Origin of the sequence: Streptomyces sp. NPDC014734 (genome assembly GCF_043083325.1) — a bacterium.
In the GTDB taxonomy this organism is placed as follows: domain Bacteria; phylum Actinomycetota; class Actinomycetes; order Streptomycetales; family Streptomycetaceae; genus Streptomyces.
The window spans coordinates 9,697-28,910 of the sequence record NZ_JBIBYN010000013.1 but is presented as its reverse complement, the minus strand read 5'-3'; the positions used below and the strand labels follow the sequence as shown (position 1 = coordinate 28,910).

The following is a 19,214-nucleotide window of genomic DNA, read 5'->3' as shown; positions in this document are numbered from 1 at the left end:
GGGGGGGGCGGGGGGGGGGGGGGGGTGGTGGGGGGGGGGGGGGGGGCCCCCCCGGCCGGGGGGGGGGGGGGGGGGGGGGCCGGGCCGCCCCCCCCCCCCCCCGCCGCTCGCGCCCCGTCAGCCCCGGTCGCCGAGCACGGCGTCCACACCGGCCCGGACCTCGTCCGTCGCCAGCCCCCGGATCGTCAGCGTGGTGCGGCGGCGCAGCACGTCGTCCGCGGTCTCGGCCCACTCGTGGTCGCGGGCGTAGACGACCTGGGCCCAGATCTCCGGCGCGTCCGGGTGGATCCGTTCGGCCAGCGCCGGGTTCTCGTTGGCCAGCCGCGCGATGTCGAAGGAGAGCGAACCGTAGTGCGTGGCGAGGTGCCGCGCGGTGTCGGCCGCCATCCGGGGACCGGGCGCGCCGCCGTCGACCAGCAGCCGGTGCGCCACCGCGTTCGGGTTGGCGATGCCGGGCAGCGGGAGCTTCCTGGGCAGGCGCGCGATCGGCTCCATGTCGTCGGCCAGGGGATGCCCGGGAAGCGCGGCCAGCTTGTTCATCACCGTGCGGCCGATGTGGCGGAACGTCGTCCACTTGCCGCCCGCGACCGACAGCATGCCGCCGCGGCCCTCCGTCACGACCGTCTCGCGCTTGGCCTTGGACGTGTCGCCCGGACCTCCGGGCAGCACCCGCAGCCCCGCGAAGGAGTACGTGATCAGATCGCGCGACAGCTGCTGGTCCCTGATGGAGAACGCCGCCTCGTCCAGGATCTGCGCGGTGTCCTTCTCGTTCACCGCGACGTCCGCCGGATCGCCCTCGTACTCCTCGTCCGTCGTGCCGAGCAGCAGCATGTCCTCCCAGGGCAGGGCGAACGTGATGCGGTACTTGTCGATGGGCGTGGCGAGCGCCGCCTTCCAGGGGCGGGTGCGCCTCAGCACCAGGTGGGCCCCCTTGGACAGGCGTATGGACGGCGCCGCGCCCGGGTCCTCCATCTTCCGCAGGTGGTCGACCCACGGGCCGGTGGCGTTCAGCACGAGGCGGGCGTTCACACCGAACTCCGTGCCGTCCACCCCGTCCCGGAGCTCGGCGCCCGTCACCCGGCCCCGGGTGAACCGGAGTCCGGTGACCGCCGCGTGGTTCAGCACCACCGCGCCCGCGTCGACGGCCGCGCGGACCGTCATCAGCGCCATCCGGGCGTCGTTCATCTGGTCGTCGCCGTAGACCGCGACGGCCCGCAGCCCGTCCGTGCGCAGCTCCGGCACGTCGCGCCGCGCCCTGGCCGGGCTGATCACGTGCCCGACCCCGTCGCCGAACGCGGAGAGCGCCGAGTACGCGAACACGCCCGCGCCGAGCTTGGCCGCGCCGTGCGGGCCGCCCTTGTACACCGGCAGGTAGAAGGTGAGGGGGTTGGCCAGGTGCGGGGCCACCTGACGGGACACCGCACGGCGCTCGAAGTGGTTCTCGGCGACCAGCTTCACCGCACCGGTCTGCAGGTAGCGCAGACCGCCGTGGAGCAGCTTGGAGGAGGCGGAGGAGGTGGCGCCGGCGAAGTCGCCGGCGTCCACCAGAGCCACCCGCAGCCCGGACTGCGCGGCGTGCCAGGCCGTGGAGATGCCCAGGATGCCGCCACCGATCACCAGGAGGTCGTACGCCGCCCCGGCCAGCTGCTCCCGGGTCTCGGCGCGGCTCGGAAGGGATCCGGAGGCCGGGTGTGTCCCGAGTGCCGGGACGGTCTGCGGGGTGCTCATCGCTCTTACTCCTCGACTGTGCTGTCGTCGATCCAGCCCATGGTCCGTTCCACGGCCTTGAGCCAGTTCTTGTACTCCCGGTCGCGGATGTCCGCGGCCATGTGGGGTGTCCACTCGGCGGCCCGGCGCCAGTTGGCGCGCAGCGCGTCGGTGTCCGGCCAGAAGCCGACGGCGAGACCGGCGGCGTAGGCGGCGCCGAGGCAGGTGGTCTCGGCGACCATCGGGCGCACCACGGGCGCGTCCAGGAAGTCGGCGAGCGTCTGCATCAGCAGGTTGTTGGACGTCATGCCGCCGTCGACCTTCAGCGCGGCCAGCTCGACGCCGGAGTCCTTGGTCATGGCGTCGGTGATCTCGCGGGTCTGCCAGGCGGTGGCCTCCAGGACCGCACGGGCGATGTGCGCCTTGGTGACGTACCTGGTCAGACCGGCGATGACGCCGCGGGCGTCGGAGCGCCAGTACGGGGCGAACAGGCCCGAGAACGCGGGCACGAAGTAGGTGCCGCCGTTGTCCTGCACCGAGGACGCCAGGGTCTCGATCTCCGCCGCGGACTTGATCAGCCCCATCTGGTCGCGCATCCACTGCACCAGCGAACCGGTGACGGCGATGGAGCCCTCCAGGGCGTAGACCGGCTTCTGGTCGCCGATCCGGTACCCCACCGTCGTCAGCAGCCCGTTGTACGAGTTGACGGGGCGTTCGCCGGTGTTCATCAGCATGAAGGTGCCGGTGCCGTACGTGGACTTGGCCTCGCCCTCGGAGAAGCAGGTCTGGCCGAACAGGGCGGCCTGCTGGTCGCCGAGCGCGGACGCGACCGGGACGCCGTCCAGGACGCCGCCCCTCGCGGTGCCGTACACCTCGGCGGAGGAGCGGATCTCGGGCAGGATGCCCGCCGGGATCTCCATGGAGGTGAGGATCTTGTTGTCCCACGCCAGGGTGTGCAGGTTCATCAGGAGGGTGCGCGAGGCGTTGGTGACGTCGGTGACGTGGACGCCGCCGTCCGTGCCGCCGGTCAGGTTCCAGATGATCCAGGAGTCCATGGTGCCGAAGAGGAGATCGCCGCGCTCGGCGCGCTCGCGCAGCCCCTCGACGTTGTCCAGCAGCCAGCGGACCTTGGGGCCGGCGAAGTAGGAGGCGAGCGGCAGCCCGGTCTCGCGGCGGAACCTGTCCTGGCCCACGTTGCGGCCGAGATCCTTGCAGAGCGCGTCGGTGCGGGTGTCCTGCCAGACCAGCGCGTTGTGGACGGGCTCACCGGTGTGCCGGTCCCAGAGCAGCGTCGTCTCGCGCTGGTTGGTGATGCCGATCGCCTTCACGTCGGCGGCGGTGATGCCCGCCTTGACGACGGCGCCCGCCACGACCTCCTGGACGTTCTCCCAGATCTCGGTCGCGTCGTGCTCGACCCAGCCGGGCTTCGGGAAGATCTGTTCGTGCTCCTTCTGGTCGACGGAGACGATCCGGCCGTCCTTGTCGAAGACGATGCAGCGGCTGGAGGTGGTGCCCTGGTCGATGGCCGCGATGAACGGGCCGGTGGTGTGTGCGTCGGTCACGGTGTGCTCCCGGAGGTCTGTGTGGTCCTGAGGTGTGCGGCTCGGTACGTCGCGGTGCTGTGCGTTGCGGTCACGCGAAGGCGACGTTGTAGAGTCCGCCCGCGATCGCGCCGCCGATGAGCGGTCCGGCGACCGGGATCCACGCGTAGCCCCAGTCGGAACCGCCCTTGTTCGGCAGTGGCAGCAGCGCGTGCACGATACGCGGACCGAGGTCGCGAACCGGGTTGATCGCGTATCCCGTCGGGCCGCCGAGCGAGAGGCCGATGCCGACGACGACCAGCGCGGTGACCAGTGCGCCGAGCGTGCCGAGGCCGTTGCCGTCGTCGTTGAGGCCCTGGGTGAGGATCGCCAGCACCAGCACCACGGTGGCGATGACCTCGGTGACGAGGTTCTGCACCGCGTTCCGGATCTCGGGACCGGTCGAGAAGACGCCCAGCACCGGGCCCGCCTGCGGGGCCGCGGCCCGGTCGACCATGGCCTCCTCACCCGACTGGGCGCCCGTGATCTCCGGATCCGTGAGGTGCGCCCGGAACTGCCCGTAGTACGTCAGCCAGACCAGTACGGCGCCGATCATCGCGCCGAGCAACTGGGAGCCGAGGTACACCGGCACGTCGCCCCACTTCGTGCCGCCCTCGATCGCGAGGCCGATCGTCACCGCCGGGTTGAGGTGCGCGCCGGACACGCCACCGGCCAGGTACGCGCCGGTCAGCACGGCGAAACCCCAGCCGAAGGTGACGGCGAGCCAGCCGGCGTTCTGCGCCTTGGAGCGCTTGAGCGTGACGGCTGCACAGACCCCACCGCCGAGCAGGATGAGCACGGCGGTACCGATGGTCTCGCCGATGAAGATGTCGGAGCTGGACACCCGCGACTCCTTTGTCCTTGGTCCAGGGAAGCCGAACCCCGGGTCCCTCCGGTGGTCCGCGCCCTCAGGTGAGGGCGTTGTCCGGCCCATGGCGCTGTCACACCCTAACGCCTGTTTCCGTTAGTTGTTCGACAATGCCGACCGATGAACGGCAATGCTTCCCCCAGGTGATTCAGGCGTCAAGAGTTGTGTGGCGCAAAACTCGATCGTTACCGTCGCCCCGGCTGTCGCGGTCCCGTCGCTCTCGGCCGTCCGGCGGCGGGGCGGGTAAGCGGCGGGGCGGGCGCGTGGGCGACGGGCGGCGCGGGCGACGAACGGCGGGCGAGGGGTGCGGTGGGCGACGGGCCGCGGTCGCCGAGGGGTGCGGCGGCCGGGCCGCCGCCCGGTCAGAAGCGCCGGGCGCCCAGGTCCCGGGAGACCGCCCGCGCGCAGTCCCGCACCGCCGCGACCAGCTCGGGCCGCAGTTCCCCGTCCGCGCAGACGCGCTCCACCGCCCCCGTCACGGCCACCGCGCCGACCGGCATCCGGCGCCGGTCGTGGATCGGTGCGGCCACCGCGGCCACCCCCTCCCAGGTCTCCTCGACGTCCGCCGCCCAGCCGCGGGCCCGGACCAGGTCGAGCAGCGACTCGAACTCCTCCGCGTCGGTCACCGTGCGCGGGGTGAAGCACTCCCGCTCGACCTCAAGGGCCTCGGTGTGCGCCACCGGGTCGTACGCCGCCAGCACCTTGCCCAGGGCCGTGGAGTGCAGCGGCTGCATGGCGCCGACCTCCAGGACCTGGCGGCTGTCGTCGGGCCGGAAGACGTGGTGGACGATCAGCACGCCCCGCTGGTGGAGCACCCCGAGGTGGGCGCTCTCGCCGCTGGAGCGGGCCAGGTCGTCGGTCCAGACGAGGGCGCGGGCCCGCAGTTCGTGGACGTCCAGATAGCTGTTGCCCAGTCTCAGCAGCTCGGCGCCCAGCTGGTAGCGGCCGGACGCGGCGTCCTGTTCGACGAAGCCCTCGTGCTGGAGCGTGCGCAGGATGCCGTGCGCGGTCCCCTTGGCCAGGCCCAGCGAAGAGGCGATGTCGGACAGGCCCAGCCGACGTTCACCGCCTGCCAGCAGGCGCAGCATCGCCGCCGCCCGCTCCAGCGACTGGATGTTCTTGGCCATCGCGCCGTACTCCTCCACCTCGGTTCGACAATGCTGAACACTATCGGCCGATGTCGACCCTCGCTCGATCACGGAGGAAAACCGCGGCACCACTGAGATCCGGACATCGCCCCGCACAGCATGCCGTCCGGTTCGTGGGACGGAGTGACAGCCCCGGCCGCCGCCCGGCTACGCTGGCGTGGTGCGGCCTCCACCGAGGGCGCAAAGCCGACAGCCGTCGCATTCCAGGGAGCACATCCATGGCCTCGTTGCCGACCCCTTCCGCCGACAGCCGGAACCGCGCAGAAGCCCTGCGTCGAGCGCTCGCCACCCGGGTGGTGGTGGCCGACGGTGCCATGGGCACCATGCTCCAGGCCCAGGACCCCACCCTCGACGACTTCCAGGACCTTGAGGGCTGCAACGAGATCCTGAACATCACGCGGCCCGACATCGTGCGCTCCGTGCACCGGGAGTACTTCGCCGTCGGCGTGGACTGCGTGGAGACGAACACCTTCGGGGCCAACGCCTCGGCCCTGGGCGAGTACGACATCCCCGACCGCATCCACGAGCTCTCCGAGTCCGGCGCCCGGATCGCCCGCGAGGTCGCGGACGAGTTCACCGCGTCCACCGGACAGCAGCGCTGGGTGCTCGGCTCCATCGGCCCCGGCACCAAGCTGCCGACGCTGGGACACGCCCCGTACACCGTGCTGCGCGACGGTTTCCAGCAGAACGCCGAGGGCCTGATCGCCGGCGGCGCGGACGCGCTGATCATCGAGACGACCCAGGACCTCCTCCAGACCAAGGCCGCCGTGCTGGGTGCCCGGCGGGCCCTGGAGGCGCTGGGCAGCGACCTCCTGGTGCTGTGCTCGCTGGCGTTCGAGACCACCGGGACCATGCTGCTCGGCTCCGAGATCGGGGCCGCGCTGACCGCGCTGGAACCGCTGGGCGTCGACATGATCGGCCTCAACTGCTCGACCGGCCCCGCCGAGATGAGCGAGCACCTGCGCTACCTCACGCGCCACTCCCGCATCCCGCTGCTCTGCATGCCCAACGCCGGCCTGCCGGTGCTCACCAAGGACGGCGCGCACTTCCCGCTCGGCCCCGAGGGCCTCGCCGACGCCCAGGAGACGTTCGTCCAGGAGTACGGCCTCTCCCTGGTCGGCGGCTGCTGCGGCACCACCCCGGCCCACCTGCGCGAACTCGTGGAGCGCGTCCGCGGCGCGGACATCGCCCCGCGCGATCCCCGCCCCGAGCCGGGCGCCGCGTCCCTCTACCAGACCGTCCCGTTCCGCCAGGACACCTCGTACCTCGCGATCGGCGAGCGCACGAACGCCAACGGCTCCAAGAAGTTCCGCGAGGCGATGCTGGAGGCCCGCTGGGACGACTGCGTGGAGATGGCGCGCGACCAGATCCGCGAGGGCGCGCACATGCTCGACCTGTGCGTGGACTACGTCGGCCGCGACGGCGTCGCCGACATGGAGGAGCTGGCCGGGCGTTTCGCCACCGCCTCCACCCTCCCGATCGTGCTGGACTCCACCGAGGTGCCGGTCCTCCGCGCCGGGCTGGAGAAGCTCGGCGGCCGGGCCGTCCTCAACTCCGTCAACTACGAGGACGGCGACGGACCCGAGTCGCGCTTCGCGAAGGTCGCCGGGCTTGCCGCCGAGCACGGCGCCGCGCTGATCGCCCTGACCATCGACGAGGAGGGCCAGGCCCGGACCGTCGAGCACAAGGTCGCCATCGCCGAGCGGCTGATCGCGGACCTGACCGGAAACTGGGGCATCCACGAGTCGGACATCCTCATCGACTGCCTCACCTTCACCATCTGCACCGGGCAGGAGGAGTCCCGCGGCGACGGCATCGCCACCATCGGTGCCATCCGCGAGCTGAAGAGGCGCCACCCCGACGTACAGACCACGCTCGGCCTGTCCAACATCTCCTTCGGGCTCAACCCGGCCGCCCGCACCGTCCTCAACTCGGTCTTCCTCGACGAGTGCGTCAAGGCCGGGCTCGACTCCGCGATCGTGCACGCCTCCAAGATCCTTCCGATCGCGCGCCTCGACGAGGAGCAGGTGAAGGTCGCCCTCGATCTGGTGTACGACCGCAGGTCCGAGGGGTACGACCCGCTCCAGAAACTGATGGAGCTCTTCGAGGGCGTCAGCACCAAGTCGATGAAGGCGGGCAAGGCCGAGGAGCTCGCCGCCCTGCCGCTCGACGAGCGCCTCAAGCGCCGCATCATCGACGGTGAGAAGAACGGGCTGGAGACCGACCTCGACGAGGCCCTGCTCACCCGCCCCGCCCTCGGCATCGTCAACGACACCCTGCTCGACGGCATGAAGGTGGTCGGCGAGCTCTTCGGCTCCGGCCAGATGCAGCTGCCGTTCGTGCTCCAGTCCGCCGAGGTCATGAAGTCCGCGGTGGCCCACCTGGAGCCGCACATGGAGAAGTCCGACGCCGAGGGCAAGGGCACCATCGTCCTGGCCACCGTGCGCGGCGACGTCCACGACATCGGCAAGAACCTCGTCGACATCATCCTGTCCAACAACGGCTTCAACGTCGTCAACCTCGGCATCAAGCAGCCCGTCTCCGCGATCCTGGAGGCCGCCGAGGAGCACCGGGCCGACGTCATCGGCATGTCCGGCCTCCTGGTGAAGTCCACCGTGATCATGAAGGAGAACCTGGAGGAGCTGAACCAGCGCAAGCTGGCCGCCGTCTACCCGGTGATCCTCGGCGGCGCCGCGCTCACCCGGGCCTATGTCGAGCAGGACCTGCACGAGCTGTACGAGGGCGAGGTCCGCTACGCCCGCGACGCGTTCGAGGGCCTGCGCCTGATGGACGCGCTGATCGCAGTGAAGCGCGGCGTCCCCGGGGCGGCCCTTCCCGAGCTCAAGCAGCGCCGGGTGCCCAAGCGCGACACGGCCGTGCTGGAGGTCGACGAGCCGGAGGAGGGCGTCCGTTCCGACGTCGCCGTCGACAACCCCGTCCCCGAGCCCCCCTTCCGGGGCACCCGGGTCGTCAAGGGCATCCAGCTCAAGGAGTACGCGTCCTGGCTGGACGAGGGCGCCCTGTTCAAGGGCCAGTGGGGCCTCAAGCAGGCGCGCGCCGGCGACGGCCCCACCTACGAGGAACTCGTGGAGACCGAGGGCCGCCCGCACCTGCGCGGCTGGCTCGACAAGCTGCACACCGAGAACCTGCTGGAAGCCGCCGTGGTCTACGGCTATTTCCCGTGCGTCTCCAAGGGCGACGACCTGATCCTGCTCCACGAGGACGGTTCCGAGCGCACCCGCTTCACCTTCCCGCGCCAGCGCCGCGGCCGGCGCCTCTGCCTCGCCGACTTCTTCCGGCCCGAGGAGTCCGGCGAGACGGACGTGATCGGACTCCAGGTCGTCACCGTCGGCTCGAAGATCGGCGGCGAGACCGCCAAGCTCTTCGAGGCCAACGCCTACCGCGACTACCTGGAGCTGCACGGTCTGTCCGTGCAGCTCGCCGAGGCGCTCGCCGAGTACTGGCACGCCCGGGTCCGCTCCGAGCTCGGCTTCGGCGGCGAGGACCCGGCCGAGGTCGAGGACATGTTCGCGCTGAAGTACCGGGGCGCGCGCTTCTCGCTCGGCTACGGGGCCTGCCCCGATCTGGAGGACCGGGCGAAGATCGCCGAACTGCTGCGGCCCGAGCGGATCGGGGTGCACCTCTCGGAGGAGTTCCAGCTGCACCCGGAGCAGTCCACCGACGCGATCGTCATCCACCACCCCGAGGCGAAGTACTTCAACGCGCGGTAGGACGCCGTTCGACGCGCGGTGGCCCCGCACGACGTACACTTGTCGGTCCAGTGCAGGCCGGTCGCCCTTCCCACGGGAAATGGCGGCCGGCCTTCTCGTCCCTCACGGAAGGTGTGCCGGATGACCAGTACGGTCCCCGCGTCCATGACCCGCACGGCGGAAGGCGCCGCGCTGCAGGCCGTCCTGCTCGACATGGACGGGACCCTCGTCGACACCGAGGGCTTCTGGTGGGACGCCGAGGTGGAGGTCTTCGCGGAACTCGGGCACCAGCTCGACGAGGCGTGGCGCGAGGTGGTCGTGGGCGGACCGATGACCCGCAGCGCCGGATACCTGATGGACGTCACCGGAGCGGACATCACCCTTCCGGAGCTCACCGTGCTGCTCAACGACGGCTTCGAGAAGCGTCTCGGCCGCGGTGTGCCGCTGATGCCCGGTGCCGAGCGGCTGCTCGCCGAGCTGGCCCGGCACGACATCCCCACCGCCCTGGTCTCCGCCTCGCACCGGCGGATCATCGACCGGGTGCTGGACTCGGTGGGGCACCACCACTTCGCCCTCACCGTCGCGGGCGACGAGGTCACCCGCACCAAGCCGCACCCGGAGCCCTACCTGACCGCGGCCTCCGGCTTCGGGGCGGAGCCCGGGTACTGCGCGGTCATCGAGGACACCGCGACGGGCGTGGCCGCCGCGGAGGCCGCGGGCTGCCGGGTGGTCGCCGTCCCGTCCGTCGCGCCGATCGCCCCCGCGAACGGCCGCGCGGTCGTCCGGTCGCTGGAGGAGGTCGATCTCGCGTTCCTCCGGGGACTGATCACCGGAACGCGGTGATCCGCGCCTCGGGAGCCCGTGGAACGGAACGGGGCCGCGGGAGGAAGGAACCCGCGGGAGGACGGGGGCCGCGCGTATGGGCTTTGTCACGAAAACACGCCCCGGCGGCACTTCGAACCATTCCGTGATGCCCGTCAACGGGCGGCCGGATGTCCTGTTCGATGCCCTTTCGGCGGAAAAGCTCAGGGGTGGGGAAAGCGGCACGCAGTCTTTTCCCGCAACGGGTCGACGTCATGACCGGCGACCGCGGTCCGGCCTCGCGCCCGACGCCCACTAATGTCGCTCTCCCTACGGAACCGCCCCTGTGGCCGGACGAGGGAGAACGACCGAGATGAACCGCAGAAACCTGGTGCTGCCGGCCGTCGCGGGCCTGCTCGTGCCCGTACTCGCCGGCTGCGGAGCGTCGGACGACGGGAGCGGCGGCGGGTCCACCGTCGTGGTGGGCGTCACGGACCGGCTCGCGGCCCCCGGGAGCGGTCCCGCGCCGCTCGACCCGGCGATCGGCTACGAGGCGGGCGTGTGGAACGTGCTCCGCCAGACCCTGCAGACGCTGACGCGCGTGCCGCGCGGAGGCGGCGCGCCGGTGCCCGAGGCCGCGGAGAGCTGCGGCTTCTCGGACACGCAGAACGAGAGCTACCGCTGCAAGCTGCGCACCGGTCTCACCTTCGCGGACGGCCGGCCGCTCACCGCCGACGACGTGAAGTACTCCATCGACCGCGTCATCCGCATCGCCGCCCCCAACGGCCCCGTCGCCCTGCTGGCCAACATCGACACGGTCGAGACGCGGGGCGAGCGCGAGGTCGTCTTCCACCTCCGCGCGCCGGACGCGACGTTCCCGTACAAGCTCGCCACCCCGGTCGCCGGCATCGTGCAGCCGGGCAGGTACCCGGCCGCGTCCGCCCGCACCGGATTCCAGGTGGACGGTTCCGGCCCGTACACCATGAAGGCCCGGGTCGAGCACCACCGGGCCGTCAAGGTCCTCTTCACCAGGAACCCCCGCTACAAGGGGGGCCTGACCCTCCGGAACGACAAGGTCGAACTGGACCTCTTCCCCGACGCGAAGGCGATGGGGAAGGCCCTCGACGACAAGAAGATCGACATGATGACCCGCACCATGGCGCCCGAGCAGTCACGGCGGCTGCTCGAACATCCGAAGGACGGCATCCGCCTGACCGAGCTGCCCGGTCTCGCCATCCGCTACCTCGGTTTCGACACCGACGCCCCGGTCGCGGGGGACAAGGCGGTCCGCCGGGCCATGGCCCAGGTCGTCGACCGCGGTGAGATCGCGAGCGAGGTGTACGGCACCACGACCGACCCGCTGTACTCGCTGATACCGGCCGGCGTCGCCGGCCACACCAGCTCGTTCTACGACACCTACGGCGAACCCAGCACCGCGAAGGCCGCCGCGATCCTGCGGAAGGCGGGCGTCCGCACCCCCGTGAAGCTCACCCTGCACTACGCGACCGACCACTTCGGCACCGCCACCGCCGCCGAGTTCGACGTCCTCGCGAAGCAGTTCAACGACACCGGACTGTTCGACGTGAAGACCGAGGGCACCGCCTGGGCCGACTACCGCCCCGCGCAGGTGCGCGGGGACTACGCCGTCTACGGATTCGGCTGGTTCCCCGACTTCCCGGACCCCGACAACTTCATCGCCCCGTTCCTCGACCGGAACAACTTCCTCAACTCGCCCTACACATCGGACCTGGCGCGCAAGACGCTCATTCCGCTGTCCCGCCGCGAACCCGACCGCGGCGCCGCGGCGCCGACGTTCAAGCGGCTCCAGGACATCGTCGCCGCCGACGTCCCCGTCCTGCCCATCTGGCAGGGAAAGCAGTACGTGGCCTCCCGCGAGGGCCTCACCGGCGTCGAATGGGCGGTCAACGCCTCCGCCGACCTCCGACTGTGGGAGCTGGGACACGGCACCGACTGAGACGCGACGGCCCGGCCCCCGTCTCCCCGGCGGTCCCGCCGGACGCCCGGCAGGTGATCGGCGGGACCGATGGCGGCACCAGCCCGCCCCCGAGCCGCCGGGGCCGCCGCCCCGGCCCGGAGCGCCTCACTGGGCGCCGGGACGCACCAGCCCGCTCTCGTACGCGTACACGGCCGCCTGCACCCGGTCGCGCAGACCGAGCTTGGTCAGCACATGACCCACGTGCGTCTTCACCGTCGTCTCACTGACGAACAGGTCCGCGGCGATCTCCGCGTTCGACAGGCCGCGCGCCACCAGCTTCAGCACCTCGACCTCGCGGTCGGTCAGCGTGTTCAGCGCGTCGGGCACCGGCTCCTCGCCGGACGGCAGGTGGTCCGCGTACTTGTCGAGCAGCCTGCGGGTGACACTCGGAGCCAGCATCGCCTCGCCCGCCGCGACCACCCGGATCGCCTGCACCAGCTCATTGGCCGGGGCGTCCTTCAGCAGGAAGCCGCTGGCGCCGGCACGCAGCGCCTCCACCACGTACTCGTCGAGATCGAAGGTGGTCAGCACCAGCACCTTCGCCGGACCGTCCCGGCCCGGACCGGTGATCTGGCGCGTCGCCTCCACACCGTCCATCCGCGGCATGCGGATGTCCATCAGCACCACATCGGGCTGCAGCGCCCGCACCTGGTCGAGAGCCTGGAGACCGTCACCGGCCTCGCCCACCACCGCGAGATCGCCCTCCGCCTCCAGGATCATCCGGAAGCCGGTGCGCAGCAGCGGCTGGTCATCGACCAGCAGGACGCGGATTGCCACAAGGTCTCCTCTAAGGTCCTTCGACGGTCACGGGCCCGGCGGCCTCGCCGCGGGCCGGAACCATTCTGCCCTGGACACCCTGCCCGGACTCCGCCGGGCGTACCGACAACGGGTAGACCGGGGGAGTCCCGCCGAATTCGGGACAGAACGACTGATGGTCGCACCATCCGCAGAGCTTCGTCGGCCGGGGCCGCCACTCTCCCGTCTCCGTCGCGACCCGGATCGCGTCCCACAGGGCCAGCAGCTTCCGCTCGACCCGCTCCAGGTCCGCCTCCACCGGGTCGTACGTCAGCACGTCACCACTGCCGAGATAGACGAGCTGGAGCCGGCGCGGCACCACGCCCTTCAGCCGCCGGATCACCAGGGCGTAGAACTTCATCTGGAAGAGCGCGCCCTCCGCGTACTCCGGGCGCGGGGCCTTCCCCGTCTTGTAGTCGACGATCCGGACCTCGCCCGTCGGCGCCACGTCGATCCGGTCGATCACCCCGCGCAGCCGCAGCCCCGACTCCAGCTCCGTCTCGACGAACAGCTCACGCTCGGCGGGCTCCAGACGCGTCGGATCCTCCAGCGAGAACCACCGCTCCACCAGCCGCTCCGCCTCCGAGAGCCACCGCGCCAGCCGCTCGCCCCCGGCGTCCTGCGCGAACAGCTCCGACAGCTCCGGCCTCGACTCCAGCAGCCGGTCCCACTGGGCGGGGATCAGCGCCGTGGCCCTGCCCGCCGTGCGGTCCGCCGCCGGGGCGTCGAAGAGCCGCTCCAGCACCGCGTGCACCAGCGTGCCCCGGGTAGCCGCCTCACTGGGCTTCTCGGGCAGTTTGTCGATGACCCGGAAGCGGTACAGCAGAGGACACTGCATGAAATCGCCGGCCCGCGACGGCGAGAGGGACGAGGGCGGCTGAGCGGGCCGCGGCAGGGAGGTCATGCCGAAGACCCTACGGCCCGCCACCGACATCCGGCGGCTTACCATCGACCACACACCCCCGCACACGGCATGATCGTGCGGCAGGGCACCGACCGAAGGGACCTCGTGGACGACAGCGGCGACAGCGGGCGCCCGCAGCCCGGCGCGGGGGAACCGCCCCCCGGCACCGGCCCCGGCAAGGACGGACCGCGACGCCCCGAACCCGGTGGCGGCCTCCTCATGGGCCGTCCCTTCGGCGTGCCCGTGTACGTCGCGCCCAGCTGGTTCGTGGTCGCCGCGCTCATCACCTGGGTCTTCGGCGGCCAGCTCGAACGGGTGCTGCCCGAACTCGGCGCGGCCCGCTACCTGGTCTCCCTCTTCTTCGCGATCGCCTTCTACGCCTCCGTGCTCGTCCACGAACTCGCCCACACGGTCGTGGCCCTGCACTACCGGCTCCCGGTGCGCCGCATCCAGCTCCAGTTCTTCGGCGGCGTCTCCGAGATCGAGAAGGAGTCCGAGACCCCCGGCCGCGAATTCCTGCTCGCCTTCGTCGGCCCACTGCTCTCCCTGGTGCTCGCCGGTGTCTTCTACGCCGGGATGAAGTTCGTCGAACCCGGCACCGTGCCCGGTGTCCTCCTCGCCGGACTGATGGTCTCCAACCTCCTGGTGGCCGCGTTCAACCTGCTTCCCGGGCTGCCGCTGGACGGCGGCCGCATGCTCCGCGCCGTCGTCTGGAAGATCACCGGCCGCCCGATGAGCGGTACCGTGGCCGCCGCCTGGGTCGGCCGGGCCCTCGCCGTCGTCACCCTCATCGGTCTCCCGCTGCTCACCCACAGCGGCTCCTTCGGGAACGACCCCCGCGACCTCAGCGGCATGGAGACCATCACCGACGCGCTGCTCGCCGCCATCCTCGCCGCCATCATCTGGACCGGCGCCGGCAACAGCCTGCGCATGGCGCGACTGCGCGAACACCTCCCCGAGCTGAGCGCCCGCACCCTGACCCGGCGCGCCGTCCCGGTGGAGTCGGACACCCCGCTGTCCGAGGCCCTGCGCCGGGCCAACGCGGCGGGGGCCAGGGCCCTGGTCGTCGTCGACGGCCACGGCGAGCCGACCGGCGTCGTCCGGGAGGCGGCCATCGTCTCGGTGCCCGAGCACCGGCGCCCCTGGGTCGCCGTGAGCGGTCTCGCCCAGGACCTCACCGAGGGCATGAAGGTCTCCGCCGAGCTGACCGGCGAAGCACTGCTGGACCGGCTCAGGGAGAGCCCCGCCACCGAGTACCTCGTCCTGGAGGAGACCGGCGAGATCTACGGGGTGCTGTCCACCGCGGACGTCGAGCGGGCCTTCGTCGCCGCACTGGCCAGGCCGGCCGCCTGACCGCACGGCCCGCCCACCCGGCGTCCGCCCGGGCGCGCGGTCGGGGCGCCCCGGATCACCGGTAGGCTGGTCACATGTCTGAACCGACCGGTGCCGCCCGCCGACGCGGGCCCTTCAAGGTCGGGGACCAGGTCCAGCTCACCGATCCCAAGGGACGCCACTACACCTTCACGCTCGAAGCCGGAAAGAACTTCCACACCCACAAGGGTTCCTTCCCGCACGACGAGCTGATCGGTGCCCCCGAGGGCAGTGTTGTCCGAACCACGGGAAACGTCGCCTATCTCGCGCTGCGCCCCCTGCTCCCCGACTACGTCCTGTCCATGCCCCGCGGCGCCGCCGTGGTCTACCCCAAGGACGCGGGGCAGATCCTGGCCTTCGCCGACATCTTCCCCGGCGCCCGCGTCGTGGAGGCCGGCGTCGGCTCCGGATCGCTCTCCACCTTCCTGCTCCGCGCCATCGGCGACCAGGGCATGCTGCACTCCTACGAGCGCCGCGAGGACTTCGCCGAGATCGCCCGCCAGAACGTGGAACGCTACTTCGGCGAACCGCACCCCGCCTGGCAGCTGACCGTCGGCGACCTCCAGGACAACCTCTCGGACACCGACGTCGACCGGGTCATCCTGGACATGCTCGCCCCCTGGGAGTGCCTGGAGGCCGTCTCCAAGGCGCTGGTGCCCGGCGGCATCCTCTGCGCCTACGTCGCGACCACCACCCAGCTCGCCCGGACCGTCGAATCCATCCGCGAGATCGGCTGCTTCGCCGAACCGCAGCCCTGGGAGTCGATGATCCGCAACTGGCACGTCGAGGGCCTGGCCGTCCGCCCGGACCACCGGATGATCGGACACACCGGCTTCCTCGTCACCGCCCGCCGCCTCGCCGACGGAGTGGAGCCCCCGCTGCGCCGCCGCCGCCCCGCCAAGGGCGCCTACGGCGAGGACTACGACGGCCCGGGCAGCCGGAGCGGCTCCTCCTCGCGCGACTGACCTCGGCCGAGAGGCGCGCGACAACATACCGGCGTCGTCGCCGAGTTCCCGGACCGACCCGGGAACTCGGCGACGACGCCCTTTCGTTGCCAGGACGGACGGGCATCCGCGCCGACCCCACCGTTCCGCCGTCCGGTCCGGTGTGGCACGATGCTGGCCACTCCCACGCCACCGCGGACGCCCACCGGCGGCAGCGGCCCCGGCGTCCTCGATCCACAGGAACCCCAGGAGACATCCCGCGTGCAGCCCTCCGAGCTCCCGGATCTCGCGCACACCGACGCCAGGCCGCTGCACTGGCTCGCCACCGCGGCGGCCATGGCCGCCGTCGTCGCCGCCGCGGGGCTGCTCCAGCCGGACCCCGCGGCCTCCGCCCAGACCCCCCACCGCGTCGCCGCGCGGCACGGCACGGCGCCCGCCCCCGATCCCCGGGCGGTGAGCTACCCCCTGGACTGCGCGGGCCGGGGATACACCGTCGCCGGACGGGCGAGCGGCGACCTGGACGGCGACGGCCGCCCCGAGACGGTCGCGGTGGTCCACTGCGCCGCCGGGTCCGGCACCCCGCCCAGCGGCGTCTACGTCCTGACACGCGGAAGCGGGGCCGCACCCCGGATCGTGGCGACCCTGGTGGACCCCGCCCAGCGGCTGAGTGCCGGTGACCTCGCGGTGCGTGACGGAGTCGTCTCGGCCACACTGCTCGGCTACTCGTCCGACGACGTGCCCTCCTGCTGCCCCGATCAGAAGGAGTACGTCACCTGGCGCTGGCAGGGCGGAGCCTTCGTCCGCACCGCCGGGAAGGCCGCGACGGACACCGTCTGAGAGCCCGCGGGGGCTCCCCGGCGGGTCAGGCGGCCTCGGGGCCATACACCTCGACGCCGTCCGCGACACGGCGTACGTGAATGCACTCGCCGGGGCACTCCTTGGCCGAGTCGACGACGTCCTGGAGCAGCGGCAGCGACACGGGCGTGGTGGCGCCCGGGGCCTGGAGCAGTTCGTCCTCGGCGCTCTTCACGTACGCCAGACCGTCGATGTCCAGCTCGAACACCTCGGGCGCGTACTGCACGCAGATGCCGTCGCCCGTGCAGAGGTCCTGGTCGATCCAGACCTCCAGGTCCTGCGCGTCGCCTCCGGTGGGCGCGTCCTGCTGCACGGTCATTTCTCCTGTCGTTCCCTGCGTGTCCGAACCAAAAGTGGCCAGCGCTGACGGGTGTTGAACGCTTCGACGATACAACCGGCCGCTTTCCGATGTTGAAGGGTGGGTATTCCCCTGACACGAGGGGGAACGCAAGGGTGAAGATCGGACACGCCTCGCAGTCTTTGTGATCTAGGGGTTTCAATCATCACCCACCCAGGTAGGGTCAGGAAGCGTCCAGCTCCCCTTGGAGGAGGTGAGGACCGTGGCAGCCCACGACGACGACATCAACCGCGGCATCCGGCCCGGGCGGGGGTCCGAAGACCCAGCCGGCCAGGTCGCCTATCTCGAGCAGGAAATCGCCGTCCTGCGACGTAAGCTCGCCGACTCTCCGCGCCATACGAGGATTCTCGAAGAGCGGATCGTCGAGTTGCAGACCAACCTGGCGGGCGTGTCCGCGCAGAACGAGCGGCTCGCCAACACACTCCGTGAGGCCCGCGACCAGATCGTGGCCCTCAAGGAGGAAGTCGACCGGCTCGCACAGCCGCCGGCCGGATTCGGTGTGTTTCTGCAGGGCAACGAGGACGGTACCTGCGACATTTTCACCGGGGGCCGAAAGCTCCGGGTGAATGTCAGTCCCGGTGTCGAGCTCGGCGACCTCCGGCGCGGCCAGGAAGTCATGCTCAACGAAGCGCTCAACGTGGTCGACGCCATGGAATTCGAGCGGGCCGGGGACATCGTCACCCTCAAGGAAATCCTGGAGGACGGCGAGCGGGCCCTGGTCATCGGGCACACCGACGAGGAACGGGTGGTACGGCTCGCCGAGCCCCTGCTGGACATCACCATCCGCCCCGGTGACGCCCTGCTGCTCGAACCCAGGTCCGGCTACGTCTACGAAGTCGTTCCCAAGAGCGAGGTCGAGGAGCTCGTCCTCGAAGAGGTGCCGGACATCGACTACGACCGGATCGGCGGCCTGGGAGACCAGATCGAGCTGATCCGGGACGCGGTCGAGCTTCCCTACCTCCACCCCGACCTCTTCAAGGAACACGAACTGCGGCCCCCGAAGGGCATCCTGCTCTACGGTCCGCCCGGTTGCGGCAAGACGCTCATCGCCAAGGCCGTCGCCAACTCCCTTGCCAAGAAGGTCGCCGAGGTCACCGGCCAGCCCGCGGGCAAGAGCTACTTCCTCAACATCAAGGGTCCGGAGCTCCTCAACAAGTACGTCGGCGAGACCGAGCGGCACATCCGTCTGGTCTTCCAGCGTGCCCGTGAGAAGGCGAGCGAGGGCACCCCCGTCATCGTCTTCTTCGACGAGATGGAGTCCCTCTTCCGCACCCGGGGGTCGGGCGTCAGCTCGGACGTGGAGAACACCATCGTCCCCCAGCTTCTCGCCGAGATCGACGGCGTCGAGGGCCTGGAGAACGTCATCGTCATCGGCGCCTCCAACCGCGAGGACATGATCGACCCCGCGATCCTGCGCCCCGGCCGGCTCGACGTGAAGATCAAGATCGAGCGCCCCGACGCGGAGGCCGCGAAGGACATCTTCGCGAAGTACCTCACTCCTTCGCTGCCGCTGCACGCGGACGACGTCGCGGAGCATTCCGGTTCCAGGGAATCGGCCGCGCACGCCATGATCCAGTCGGTCGTCGAGCGGATGTACACCGAGTCCGAGGAGAACCGGTTCCTTGAGGTCACGTACGCCAACGGCGACAAGGAAGTCCTCTACTTCAAGGACTTCAATTCCGGCGCGATGATCCAGAACATCGTCGACCGGGCCAAGAAAATGGCCATCAAGGCATTTCTCGAACAGGGCCAGAAGGGCCTGCGCGTCTCCCATCTCCTCCAGGCCTGCGTGGACGAGTTCAAGGAGAACGAGGACCTGCCGAACACCACGAACCCGGACGACTGGGCCCGCATCTCCGGCAAGAAGGGCGAGCGGATCGTATTCATCCGCACTCTCGTCACCGGAAAGCAGGGCGCGGACACCGGCCGGTCCATCGACACGGTCGCGAATACCGGACAGTATCTCTGAGGGCCGTCCCGTAGGGCGCGTTCCGCAAGTGCCGCCCGCCCCGTGCGGGCGGCACTTCCTCCGGAACCCGCTCTCGGAAACACCCCGGCTGCGGGGGGGCCGCCCGGCCCCCCCCCCCCGGGGGGTTTTGCGGCCCCCCCCCCCGCCACCCCCGCAAAGACGGAAATGATCTACCCCCCCACCCCGCGGCGCGACACGGGCGGGCCTA

14 protein-coding genes are annotated in these 19,214 nt (G+C 71.1%); 7 read left to right on the top strand and 7 right to left on the bottom strand.

Features of this window, described 5'->3' with window-relative positions; genetic code table 11:
* Nucleotides 1-117: 117 nt before the first annotated feature.
* The 4 genes from ACF1CT_RS21130 to ACF1CT_RS21115 form a co-directional block, all read right to left on the bottom strand.
* Nucleotides 118-1,728, bottom strand: coding sequence for an FAD-dependent oxidoreductase (locus tag ACF1CT_RS21130; RefSeq protein ID WP_391785433.1), 1,611 nt, complete (start codon nucleotides 1,726-1,728; stop codon nucleotides 118-120).
* 5 nt (nucleotides 1,729-1,733) lie between these two features.
* Entirely contained in the window at nucleotides 1,734-3,269 is a 1,536-nt protein-coding gene (glpK, locus tag ACF1CT_RS21125) for a glycerol kinase GlpK (RefSeq protein WP_391785432.1), read from the bottom strand.
* Nucleotides 3,270-3,339: 70 nt separating this feature from the next.
* Nucleotides 3,340-4,131 carry an MIP/aquaporin family protein gene (locus tag ACF1CT_RS21120; protein WP_391785431.1) on the bottom strand — a complete coding sequence of 264 codons (792 nt, stop codon included), beginning with the start codon at nucleotides 4,129-4,131 and terminating at the stop codon, nucleotides 3,340-3,342.
* A gap of 386 nt (nucleotides 4,132-4,517) precedes the next feature.
* A complete protein-coding gene (locus tag ACF1CT_RS21115; protein WP_391785430.1) occupies nucleotides 4,518-5,282 on the bottom strand; it encodes an IclR family transcriptional regulator in 765 nt (254 codons plus the stop codon).
* Between the two features lie 239 nt (nucleotides 5,283-5,521).
* On the opposite strand from ACF1CT_RS21115, the gene metH reads away from it, so the two are divergent.
* From metH to ACF1CT_RS21100, 3 genes are all read left to right on the top strand, one after another.
* The gene (gene metH, locus ACF1CT_RS21110) at nucleotides 5,522-9,034 is read left to right on the top strand and encodes a methionine synthase (RefSeq protein ID WP_391785429.1); all 3,513 of its coding nucleotides are present in this window, start codon (nucleotides 5,522-5,524) and stop codon (nucleotides 9,032-9,034) included.
* Between the two features lie 120 nt (nucleotides 9,035-9,154).
* A complete protein-coding gene (locus ACF1CT_RS21105) occupies nucleotides 9,155-9,856 on the top strand; it encodes an HAD family hydrolase (RefSeq protein WP_391785428.1) in 702 nt (233 codons plus the stop codon).
* Nucleotides 9,857-10,187: 331 nt separating this feature from the next.
* Nucleotides 10,188-11,789: an ABC transporter substrate-binding protein gene (locus ACF1CT_RS21100; RefSeq protein WP_391785427.1), complete on the top strand. Its 1,602-nt coding sequence runs from the start codon at nucleotides 10,188-10,190 to the stop codon at nucleotides 11,787-11,789.
* 126 nt (nucleotides 11,790-11,915) lie between these two features.
* Here the strand turns inward: ACF1CT_RS21100 and ACF1CT_RS21095 are convergent, their stop codons facing one another.
* Together ACF1CT_RS21095 and ACF1CT_RS21090 are read right to left on the bottom strand one after the other, a co-directional pair.
* On the bottom strand, nucleotides 11,916-12,587 hold the full coding sequence (locus tag ACF1CT_RS21095) for a response regulator (protein ID WP_391785426.1): 672 nt from the start codon (nucleotides 12,585-12,587) through the stop codon (nucleotides 11,916-11,918).
* 10 nt (nucleotides 12,588-12,597) lie between these two features.
* Complete coding sequence (locus ACF1CT_RS21090; protein ID WP_391785586.1) at nucleotides 12,598-13,443, bottom strand: RecB family exonuclease; 846 nt, start codon at nucleotides 13,441-13,443, stop codon at nucleotides 12,598-12,600.
* 171 nt (nucleotides 13,444-13,614) lie between these two features.
* Here ACF1CT_RS21090 and ACF1CT_RS21085 point away from each other — a divergent pair, with 171 nt between their 5' ends.
* The 3 genes from ACF1CT_RS21085 to ACF1CT_RS21075 all read left to right on the top strand — a co-directional run bounded on the left by ACF1CT_RS21085 (nucleotide 13,615) and on the right by ACF1CT_RS21075 (nucleotide 16,661).
* The gene (locus tag ACF1CT_RS21085) at nucleotides 13,615-14,862 is read left to right on the top strand and encodes a site-2 protease family protein (RefSeq protein ID WP_391785585.1); all 1,248 of its coding nucleotides are present in this window, start codon (nucleotides 13,615-13,617) and stop codon (nucleotides 14,860-14,862) included.
* Between the two features lie 74 nt (nucleotides 14,863-14,936).
* Entirely contained in the window at nucleotides 14,937-15,845 is a 909-nt protein-coding gene (locus ACF1CT_RS21080; protein WP_391785425.1) for a tRNA (adenine-N1)-methyltransferase, read from the top strand.
* A gap of 240 nt (nucleotides 15,846-16,085) precedes the next feature.
* Nucleotides 16,086-16,661: a hypothetical protein gene (locus tag ACF1CT_RS21075; protein ID WP_391785424.1), complete on the top strand. Its 576-nt coding sequence runs from the start codon at nucleotides 16,086-16,088 to the stop codon at nucleotides 16,659-16,661.
* 25 nt (nucleotides 16,662-16,686) lie between these two features.
* On the opposite strand, the gene ACF1CT_RS21070 is transcribed toward ACF1CT_RS21075, so the two are convergent.
* On the bottom strand, nucleotides 16,687-16,998 hold the full coding sequence (locus tag ACF1CT_RS21070; protein WP_391785423.1) for a ferredoxin: 312 nt from the start codon (nucleotides 16,996-16,998) through the stop codon (nucleotides 16,687-16,689).
* Nucleotides 16,999-17,239: 241 nt separating this feature from the next.
* Between ACF1CT_RS21070 and arc the strand changes: the two genes are divergently transcribed.
* A complete protein-coding gene (gene arc, locus ACF1CT_RS21065) occupies nucleotides 17,240-19,006 on the top strand; it encodes a proteasome ATPase (protein WP_391785422.1) in 1,767 nt (588 codons plus the stop codon).
* Nucleotides 19,007-19,214 lie beyond the last annotated feature (208 nt).

What these genes read in the sequence shown, in the direction of transcription:
- ACF1CT_RS21130 (WP_391785433.1), bottom strand. Translation starts at nt 1,728, where the DNA reads ATGAGCACCCCGCAGACCGTCCCGGCACTCGGGACACACCCGGCCTCC.
- ACF1CT_RS21115 (WP_391785430.1), bottom strand. Translation starts at nt 5,282, where the DNA reads ATGGCCAAGAACATCCAGTCGCTGGAGCGGGCGGCGGCGATGCTGCGC.
- metH (WP_391785429.1), top strand. Translation starts at nt 5,522, where the DNA reads ATGGCCTCGTTGCCGACCCCTTCCGCCGACAGCCGGAACCGCGCAGAA.
- ACF1CT_RS21105 (WP_391785428.1), top strand. Translation starts at nt 9,155, where the DNA reads ATGACCAGTACGGTCCCCGCGTCCATGACCCGCACGGCGGAAGGCGCC.
- ACF1CT_RS21100 (WP_391785427.1), top strand. Translation starts at nt 10,188, where the DNA reads ATGAACCGCAGAAACCTGGTGCTGCCGGCCGTCGCGGGCCTGCTCGTG.
- ACF1CT_RS21090 (WP_391785586.1), bottom strand. Translation starts at nt 13,443, where the DNA reads ATGCAGTGTCCTCTGCTGTACCGCTTCCGGGTCATCGACAAACTGCCC.
- ACF1CT_RS21080 (WP_391785425.1), top strand. Translation starts at nt 14,937, where the DNA reads ATGTCTGAACCGACCGGTGCCGCCCGCCGACGCGGGCCCTTCAAGGTC.
- ACF1CT_RS21070 (WP_391785423.1), bottom strand. Translation starts at nt 16,998, where the DNA reads ATGACCGTGCAGCAGGACGCGCCCACCGGAGGCGACGCGCAGGACCTG.